Below are 8696 nucleotides of genomic sequence, written 5' to 3'. Positions count from 1 at the left end.
ACGCCCTCGCGCAGGGCGCGGCGGAAATCATCCTCGCTCCACTTGCCGATACCGGTGTCCGGGTCGGGCGTGATGTTCGGGGTGTAGAAGGTGCCGAACGGCGTCTTCAGCGCCCGGCCGCCGGCCAGCACCTTGGCATCGGCCCCCGGCGCGGTGTGGCAGGCGGCGCAGCCGCCGGCGGCGAAGACATAGGCACCGCGCGCGACCGGGTCCGCCGAGGCCGGGTCCGGCTGCACGGGGTCGGCCGCCCGGGCCGCGCCCGCCGTCAGGCCCAGGATGATGGTCAGGCCGAGGGCCTGGAGGATGGGGAGCGGCTGCATGCTGGCTGGCCTCCAGGGTCGGGAGCTCGCGATTCGCTTGTTATACCCGATCCCTCGGGAGGCCCATCTATTCCCGGACGAGGCGGATTGCCGCCGGTCAGGCGACGCGTTCGCCCTCGCGCCACACCGCCCGGATCACCGGCACGCCGTCGACCAGGCGCACGCGCAGCAGGTCGGCCCGCAACCCCGGCTCGATCCGGCCACGATCCACCAGCCCGGCGGCGCGGGCGGGGTTGACCGTCACCGTGGCCAGCGCCTGCGGCAGGCTGATCCCGGGCGCATCCTCGCCCCCACCTGCCGCCAGAGTGAAGGCGCCGTGCAGCAGGCTGATCGGGACATAGTCGGAGGACAGGATGTCGACCAGCCCTTCGCGCGCCAGCTCACCGGCCGAGACATTGCCGGAATGCGACCCGCCGCGGACCAGGTTCGGCGCGCCCATCAGCACCTGCAGCCCGTGTGCGCGTGCCGCCCGGGCCGCGGCAAGGGTGGTCGGGAATTCCGACACCACCATGCCCAGCGCCGCCGCCTCCTCGACATGGGCCACAGTCTCGTCGTCATGGCTGGCGATCGGCAGGCCGCGGGCGCGGCCGATCGCGGTCAGCGCGTCGCGGTTGGTGACGCCATGGGTGCGCGACGCCGCGATCCGTTCCGCCGTCTGCGCGTCGATCTGTTCGTCGGTCATGCCGAGCATGCCCTTGTAGATCTCGCGATACTTGGTCAGGTCGGCGAACTGGCGGTGGCCGGGGGCGTGGTCCATCACCGACATGAACTGCACCAGCGGATCGTCGCGGAACGGCTCGAACAGCTCGAGCACGCGCAGATCGGTCACCTCGCAGCGCAGGTGCAGGAAATGCTCGGCCCGCAGCATGCCGCCATTCTGCGCCTGGCGGATGCCGTCGACCATCGGCCGCAGCGTCTCCAGCCGGTCTTCGCCGCTGCGGCCGCCGACCAGCGCCAGGGCGTCGAACACGGTGGTGATGCCGGCCGACGACACCTGGGCGTCATGCGCCATGACGGCCGCCACCGCCGGCCAATGCACACCCGGCCGCGGCGTGTAGTGCCGCTCGAGATGGTCGGTGTGCAGCTCGACCAGCCCCGGCAGCAGGTAGTCGCCTTCGAAATCGATCGCCCCGGCCGGCTGCGCCGCGCCGCTGTCCAGATGCGTGATGACGCCGCCCGACGCGGCGAGGCTGCCGGTCAGCTCGGCATCCGCGGTCACGATCCGCGCATGGGCGACGATCAGATCCCCCGCCATGGGTCAGTCCTTCTCTGCTCTTCCGCGCCGTGGGGGCCTCTGCCGGGCCCGCCCCTGCCGCCTATATGGGCGCCGCCGCCGGGGCCGCAAAGCCCCGGCGCGCCGGCCCGGTTCCGGGCGCCCTTATGCCCCGGCCTTTGCGACGAATTGATGACTCGGGCCGGCCTGCGGCGAATTTGTCTCGGGATAGGTGATGCGTTCGACCCCGGCGAAGCGGCGCATGCGGTCGAGCTGGCGTTCGAGGCGGGCCAGCCGCGCCTTGCTGGACCGCACCTTCGGCTCCCACCACAGGCCCGCGACCGCCAGGTCGCCAGTGTCCCGTTTGGCCCGCATGTCGATCCGGCCGACGAAGCGGTCGCCTTCCAGGATTGGGAAGACGTAGTAGCCCCAGCGTCGCTTGGCCTCCGGCACGAAGGCCTCGAACCGGTAGTCGAAGGCGAACAGCCGTTCCAGCCGCTGGCGGTTGCGGATCACCGGGTCGAAGGGCGACAGCACCCGCAGCACATCCGGCGCCGGCGCGGCCGCCGCCAGCCGCACCTCGATATCGGCCGGAGCGAAGGATGCGGTGGTCTTGCCGTCCGCGCCCTCGACATGGACGACACACAATTCGCCGCTGCGGGTCAGCCGGTCGCACCACCGCTCCGCCTCGCGAATGGTGATGAGGTCCCAGAAGCCGGCGATCTCGGCCGGCCGGGCCATGCCCAGCCGCTCCAGCGCCGAGCGGCAGGCCCAGTCGACCACCGCCTCCGGCTCCGGCACCGGGCCGCGATATGCCTCCGGGATCACCCGTTCGGTCAGGTCGTAGACCTTCTGGAAGCCCTCGCGCCGGGCCACGGCCAGCACGCCGGTGCGCCACAGGAACTCCAGCGCCATCTTGGACGGCGTCCAGTCCCACCAGCCGCCGGAGGGGCGCTGGCGCTCCTCCTCGAAGCTGCGGGTCAGCAGCGGCCCTTCGGTCGCCACCCGCTCGCGCACCTGCTCCAGCACCTTCGGGAAGTCCGGACCGGCCTCGGCCCACCAGCGGCTGGTGGCGGTGCGTGCCTGCACATCGGCGAAGCGCCGCGACCAGTAAGGGAAGAACCGGGTCGGGATCAGAGACGCATCATGGGTCCAGCCCTCGAACAGGCCGCGGGTCTTTTCCACCAGTCGCGGCAGCTGGGTCTGGGCATAGCCGTGGCGGCGCGCGAACAGGATCATGTGATGCGCGCGCTCAACCGTGTTGATGCTGTCGATCTGGACGAAGCCGATGCGGTCGACCAGCGCCTGGCATCCCTCCACCGTCAGCCGGCCGAGCGGCGGGTCGGACAGCGCGTGCAGATCGAGGAACAGGCGCCGGGCGTCGGCATTGGCGATAGGGAGAGGCGTATGGTCGACCATGAACGATACGAGAACATAGCCACCCCGGGCTGGGCAAGCGCGAAAGCCGCAAGCCCCTCCCCGCGCCGTTCGCGTCGGCTATAACAGGGGCAAATCACCCGAGGTTTCGCCGTGACCACCACCATCGCCCCCGAATCGCCGCGCCAGGATGCGGTGCTCGACCTGATCCGGCAATCGGACGCCTATGCGGCGAGCCTGTACCCGGCCGAAAGCAACCACATGCTCGACCTCGCCGCGCTGGAGCGGCCGGAGGTGCGCTTCTTCGTGGCACGGCGCGACGGCCGCGCCGTCGGCTGCGGCGCCCTGGTGCTCGGGGGCGACGGCCAGGCCGAGCTGAAGCGGATGTTCGTCGACCCCGCGACCCGGGGGCTGAAGGTCGGGCGCGACCTGCTGGCCCGGATCGAGGCTGAGGCCCGCGATCTCGGTGTCCGGCTGATCCAGTTGGAAACAGGCACCCGCCAGCCGGAAGCGATCGGCCTGTACCGTCGCTTCGGCTATCTCGACCGCGGGCCCTTCGGCGATTACGGCCCGGACCCGCTGAGCGTCTTCATGGAGAAGACTCTGGGTTGAAACCCCGGCGGCGGCAGGGCCGCCGGGGTTTCTCCCTCACTCCGCCGGAGCAGCCGGCGGTGCCGGGATGCTCGGGGCGGCGAGCGATGCCGTCGGATCGGTCAGGAACCGGCCGACCACGCCGCCGATGAGGCCGCCGACGATCGGCGCCACCCAGAACAGCCAGAGTTGCTGCAGTGACAGCCCCTGGGCGATCAGCGCGACGCCGGTGCTGCGCGCCGGGTTGACCGAGGTGTTGGTCACCGGGATCGAGATCAGGTGGATCAGGGTCAGCGCAAGCCCGATCGCGATCGGCGCGAAGGGCGCCGTCGCCGGGTTGCTGACCACGCCGACGATGACGACGAGGAAGACCGCCGTCAGCACCACCTCCGAGACCAGCGCGGCCGTCAGGCCATAGCCATCCGGCGACCCCGCGCCATAGCCGTTCAGCGCGAAGCCCTTGGTGATATCGAAGCCGGCGGTGCCGGAGGCGATGACGTAGAGCACCGCGGCCGCGACCACCGCGCCGATCACCTGGGCCACCACATAGGGGGCCACATCGCCCGGGCTGGTCTTGCCCGCCGCCCACAACCCCACCGTGACCGCAGGATTGAAGTGGCCGCCGGAGATCAGGCCGAGCGCGAAGGCGCCGGTCAGCACCGTCAGGCCGAAGGCCGCAGCAACGCCGCCAAATCCGACATGCGATCCGGCCAGGACGGCCGTGCCGCAACCGCCGAGAACAAGCCAGAACGTTCCCAACGCCTCGGCAAGCACTCGTTTGAGCATGGAGTTTCCCTCCTCCTTGATCTCCATCCGCCGTTGGTGGCGTGGACGATCAAGTGCCCAATATAGTGAGTTCTGTAATCGCACGCAATAAAGTGACTTTTAGACAATATGAAACATTCATCTCACATCTGATTGCAATAGCGACCGAGAACGTTCTCCCGAACTCGCCACCCGGCAACATGGCATGCGGAAGAAGACTGGAGGCGACGACTTGGTATCCGGAGGATCCCGCTGTTCCGATCATGTCCTACTTTTGGATCGCGCAAGCGCCGGACGCGATCCGCGCCATCGGACATTGCCCCGGGCCGGGAGCCTCCCGCCACCTGCGCTATCGATAACGACGCCCGGCCTCTGCGCGCCTGGGCGATCATCAAGAAACAGTCGACTCCTGTCGCGAGATCGGCAGCCTTTCGGAAAACAAATGAGAGGAATAGGCCCTATATATGTAGGCAAATTTTCGCCGATCGCGGCAAATATAGGCAATAATTTGCCTATGATAGATGAAATCCAGTCTCGCATATCACGGTTCTGGATCCGCTATATTTACAGATCGGGCGGAATCGTTGCAGATACTTCGATAGATCGGTTCCTGACGAACCCCTTGGAATAGGGCCGGAGAGTGCCAGCCGAGGGCAGCGCCCCTTCCCCAGAGGCATGAGGAGACGTCGATGTCGCTGACGGTCAATTTCAAGAACAACCAATGGTCGCTGGTCAAGAACGGCACGGCGACGGCTGTTTCGCCGGAGCAGGCCACGGCATGGAAGCAGAAGCTGGACAGCCTCGCCCAGCAGCATGGCTTGAAAGATGCCGCCGACCTCCTGAAGCAAGGCACCGTCGTCGTTCCCGAGGAAGGCGACTCGCAATGGCGGATTGCCGAGGATTTCGGCGTGGCGCCCACGGATATCGCCAACACGGTCGTTCCGCTCAACACACAGTTCAGCAATCCCGACCTGATTCACACCTATCACGCCGGCGACACGAACCCGGATTTCGTGATGCTTCCCTTGCCGCCCGACGCCGATTCGACCGGCGATACCCCTGATGCGACGCAGCCGCCGACCTCAATCGACGCCAAGGCATCGCCGTCGGATGCGTCGAAAGCAATTCTGGCCCAGCCGGATCCCGCCAAGCAGAAGGCGATGGTGGCCGGCTATCTCGGCGCGCAGCCGGCGGACAAGCAGGACCAGGCCGCGATCGACCTGGCATCATATGACTATGGGAAACAGAGCGACGCGGTCCGCCAGATGATCTTCACCAGCCGGGTGGACCTCATCAAAGACCCCGACCCCGGCAAGCAGAAGACCGACCGTAAGGACGCGCTGGACCGGCTGGCGAAGCACAATTACACGCCCCAGGTCCATGTGCCGGAAGCCCCCAAGACCGACCCGAAGTTCGACGCCACGGTCGATTCCAGCATTCTCCACGCCGCGACAGCGCTGGGCTACAAGCGCGAGGATCTGCCCGACCTCAACAAGGACGCGAAGTAGCCCGCACCCCGGGTATCTGAAAACGCGGAAAGGCCGAGCAATGCGCCCGCATCGCCCGGCCCGGCCGCGCCTCGGGGCTCCCTCAGAGGCCGTTTTGAAACTCGCTGCGACGAGTCAGCTGGCGTGGTTTTCGAGAACCGGCGCGGAACGGACCTGAAGGTCCGTGAGCACAGGAAGCGCTTAAAACCGCGTCAGATGGCCGTCGCAGTAGAGTTTCGGGGTGGCCTCAACGGGCGCCTTCGTGCGCGATGGTATAGCGCTGATGCGCGTTGCTGGTGGTGGCGGAGGCGAGCTGGCGCCACGTGTGCAGGGCGTCGTCGTAATTGTCGAACGGTCCCTGCAGGCTGGTGGTGCCGTCGATCGGCCGGTCGAAGCGGGTGTCGGCGTATTCGCCGCCGATGATCCAGAATTTGTTCGGGCGGGTCATGGCATCCTCCTTCGGATACTAATGGCGGAGATCAGTGGAACTGGGCGGCTTCGGTCGAGTCGCCGAGGGCGGTGGTCGAGGCCTTGCCGCCTGAAATGGCGAGGCTGACGGCGTCGAAATAGCCGGTGCCGACCTCGCGCTGATGCTTGGTGGCGGTGTAGCCGTGCGCCTCGGCTGCGAACTCGGCCTGCTGCAGCTCGGAATAGGCCGCCATCTGCCGGTCCTTGTAGCCGCGCGCCAGCTCGAAGGTGGCGAAGTTCAGGCTGTGGAAGCCGGCCAGGGTGATGAACTGGAACTTGTAGCCCATGGCCCCCAGCTCGCGCTGGAACTTGGCGATGGTGGCGTCGTCGAGATTGGCCTTCCAGTTGAAGCTGGGCGAACAGTTGTAGGCCAGCCGCTTGCCCGGGAACTGCTTGTGGATGCCCTCGGCGAAGCGCTTGGCCTGGCCGAGATCGGGCTTCGACGTCTCCATCCACAGCAGGTCGGCATAGGGCGCGAAGGCCAGGCCGCGGGCGATGCAGTATTCCATCCGGTTCTCGGACTTGATCGGGTGGAAGCCTTCCTCGGTCCGGGTGCTGCGGTCGATGAAGGGGTGGTCGCGCTCATCCACATCGGTGGTGATCAGCTTGGCGCTTTCGGCGTCGGTGCGGGCCAGCACCAGGGTCGGCACCCCCATCACGTCGGCGGCCAGCCGGGCGGCGTTGAGGGTGCGGATGAAGCTGCGGATCGGCACCAGCACCTTGCCGCCGAGATGGCCGCACTTCTTCTCCGACGCCAGCTGGTCTTCGAAATGCACGCCGGCGGCACCGGCCTCGATCATCGCCTTCATCAGCTCGAAGGCGTTGAGCGGCCCGCCGAAGCCGGCCTCGGCATCCGCCATGATCGGCGCGAACCAGTGCCGCTTGGCACCGCCCTCGGCGTGCTCGATCTGGTCGGCGCGCTGCAGCGTGCGGTTGATCTTCTTCACCGCTTCCGGCACCGAATCCGCCGGGTACAGGCTCTGGTCCGGGTACATCTGGCCGGCGGTGTTGGCATCGGCCGCGACCTGCCAGCCGGAGAGGTAGATCGCCTCCAGCCCCGCCCGGACCTGCTGCATCGCCTGGGTGCCGTTGGTGGCGCCCAGCGCATTGACGAAGTCGCGCTTGTCCAGCAGCTCCCACAGCCGTTCGGCGCCGAGCCGGGCCAGTGTGTGCTCGATCCGGACGGAGCCGCGCAGCCGCTCGACATCGGCCGGGCTGTAGTCGCGGACGATGCCGTCGAACCGGCCGGTCCGGGCTTCGGTCTGGATCGGGGAGTCGAGGGGAGCCATCTTGTAAATCCTTTTCATCTCGGTCGGGGCAGCGCGCCGTATTGCACTGCGAAGCTGAGAATGATGTTGGGTCTGGCTCCATACGGCGTCAACGCAGCGTTGAGCGTGAAAGAGAAAGGTTGTAAATTCTGTTGATGGTTATTTTGTAAATCGGAGAAGAATGATGGCCGCGCGTAAGGCGATGCTGGGGCACAAGATCCGGCGGCTGCGGCGCGACCGCGAGGTCAACCAGGCGCAGCTGGCCGAGCGGCTCGGCATCTCCGCCTCCTACCTCAACCTGATCGAGAGCAACCAGCGGCCGGTCACGGTCGAGATCCTGCTGAAGCTGGGCCAGCTCTTCGATCTCGACCTCGCCAGCTTCGCCGAGGATGAGGGCGAGCGGCTGGTCGGCGGCCTGAGCGAGGTATTCGGCGACCCGCTGTTCGCGATACCGCGGCCCGGCACCGCCAGCCTGAGGCGGCAGGACATCATCGACCTGGCCGCCCAGGCGCCGGCGGCGGCCGAGGCGGTGCTGGCGCTGTACCAGGCCTATCGCGAGGGGCGCGAGACGCTGCGCCTGTTGGCCGAGAAGCAATCGGCGCCGGACAGCGCCTTCGCCGATGGCGGGTCGCCGCTGGACGAGGTGCGCGACTGGGTGCAGGCCAACGGCCACCATTTCCCGGAGCTGGAGACGGCGGCGGAGGAGATCTGGCAGGCCGGGGCGATCGAGCCGGGCGCCCTGTTCCCCGGGCTGATCCGCTATCTCGACGAGGAGTTGGCGCTGCGGGTCAAGGTGATGCCGGTCGAGGTGATGGGGCCGGTGCGGCGCCGCTATGACCGGCACGGCCGCCGCATCCTGCTGTCCGAGATGCTGCCGCTGCCGAGCCGCAGCTTCCAGCTCGCAGTCCAGATCGCGCTGATCAAGTACCGGGCCCTGCTGGACGAGATGGTGGCGCCGGTCAGCTTTTCCGGCGTCGCGGCGCAGCGGCTGGGCCGCATCGTCCTGGCCAACTATCTCGCCGGCGCAGTGATGATGCCCTATGACCGGTTCTGGCGGGCGGCGACCGCGCTGCGCTACGACATCGAGGTGCTGCAGAGCCGGTTCGAGGCCAGCTTCGAACAGGTCTGCGTCCGCCTGACCACGCTGCAGCGCCAGGGCGCCAAGGGCGTGCCGTTCTTCCTGATCCGCAGCGACAAGGCCGGCAAC

At 67.7% G+C, this 8696-nt stretch carries 8 protein-coding genes and 1 pseudogene; 3 read left to right on the top strand and 6 right to left on the bottom strand.

Annotated elements, in window-relative coordinates; all coding sequences use genetic code 11:
- From AC3XYG_RS17505 to AC3XYG_RS17495, 3 genes and pseudogenes are all read right to left on the bottom strand, one after another.
- A pseudogene (locus AC3XYG_RS17505) lies at nucleotides 1-320 on the bottom strand (c-type cytochrome); the annotation flags it as partial.
- Between the two features lie 97 nt (nucleotides 321-417).
- Nucleotides 418-1575 (bottom strand): alpha-D-ribose 1-methylphosphonate 5-triphosphate diphosphatase, encoded by a 1158-nt coding sequence (locus tag AC3XYG_RS17500; RefSeq protein ID WP_489141132.1) that lies wholly within the window; start codon nucleotides 1573-1575, stop codon nucleotides 418-420.
- Nucleotides 1576-1698: 123 nt separating this feature from the next.
- Nucleotides 1699-2952: a winged helix-turn-helix domain-containing protein gene (locus tag AC3XYG_RS17495; RefSeq protein ID WP_489141131.1), complete on the bottom strand. Its 1254-nt coding sequence runs from the start codon at nucleotides 2950-2952 to the stop codon at nucleotides 1699-1701.
- Nucleotides 2953-3063: 111 nt separating this feature from the next.
- Between AC3XYG_RS17495 and AC3XYG_RS17490 the strand changes: the two genes are divergently transcribed.
- Nucleotides 3064-3522: a GNAT family N-acetyltransferase gene (locus AC3XYG_RS17490; protein ID WP_489141130.1), complete on the top strand. Its 459-nt coding sequence runs from the start codon at nucleotides 3064-3066 to the stop codon at nucleotides 3520-3522.
- Between the two features lie 36 nt (nucleotides 3523-3558).
- Here the strand turns inward: AC3XYG_RS17490 and aqpZ are convergent, their stop codons facing one another.
- Nucleotides 3559-4287 (bottom strand): aquaporin Z, encoded by a 729-nt coding sequence (aqpZ, locus tag AC3XYG_RS17485; protein WP_489141129.1) that lies wholly within the window; start codon nucleotides 4285-4287, stop codon nucleotides 3559-3561.
- Nucleotides 4288-4955: 668 nt separating this feature from the next.
- On the opposite strand from aqpZ, the gene AC3XYG_RS17480 reads away from it, so the two are divergent.
- Nucleotides 4956-5774, top strand: coding sequence for a hypothetical protein (locus AC3XYG_RS17480; protein ID WP_489141128.1), 819 nt, complete (start codon nucleotides 4956-4958; stop codon nucleotides 5772-5774).
- 226 nt (nucleotides 5775-6000) lie between these two features.
- On the opposite strand, the gene AC3XYG_RS17475 is transcribed toward AC3XYG_RS17480, so the two are convergent.
- Together AC3XYG_RS17475 and aceA are read right to left on the bottom strand one after the other, a co-directional pair.
- A complete protein-coding gene (locus tag AC3XYG_RS17475; protein WP_489141127.1) occupies nucleotides 6001-6201 on the bottom strand; it encodes a DUF4170 domain-containing protein in 201 nt (66 codons plus the stop codon).
- 31 nt (nucleotides 6202-6232) lie between these two features.
- Nucleotides 6233-7510, bottom strand: coding sequence for an isocitrate lyase (aceA, locus tag AC3XYG_RS17470; RefSeq protein WP_489141126.1), 1278 nt, complete (start codon nucleotides 7508-7510; stop codon nucleotides 6233-6235).
- A 160-nt stretch (nucleotides 7511-7670) separates the two neighbouring features.
- Between aceA and AC3XYG_RS17465 the strand changes: the two genes are divergently transcribed.
- A partial coding sequence (locus AC3XYG_RS17465) for a helix-turn-helix domain-containing protein (RefSeq protein ID WP_489141125.1) occupies nucleotides 7671-8696 on the top strand: 1026 nt, incomplete at its 3' end.

It is taken from the genome of Inquilinus sp. (assembly GCF_057815775.1).
Note: the sequence above shows the minus strand (reverse complement) of the source record. Positions and strands in the feature narration are given on the sequence as shown.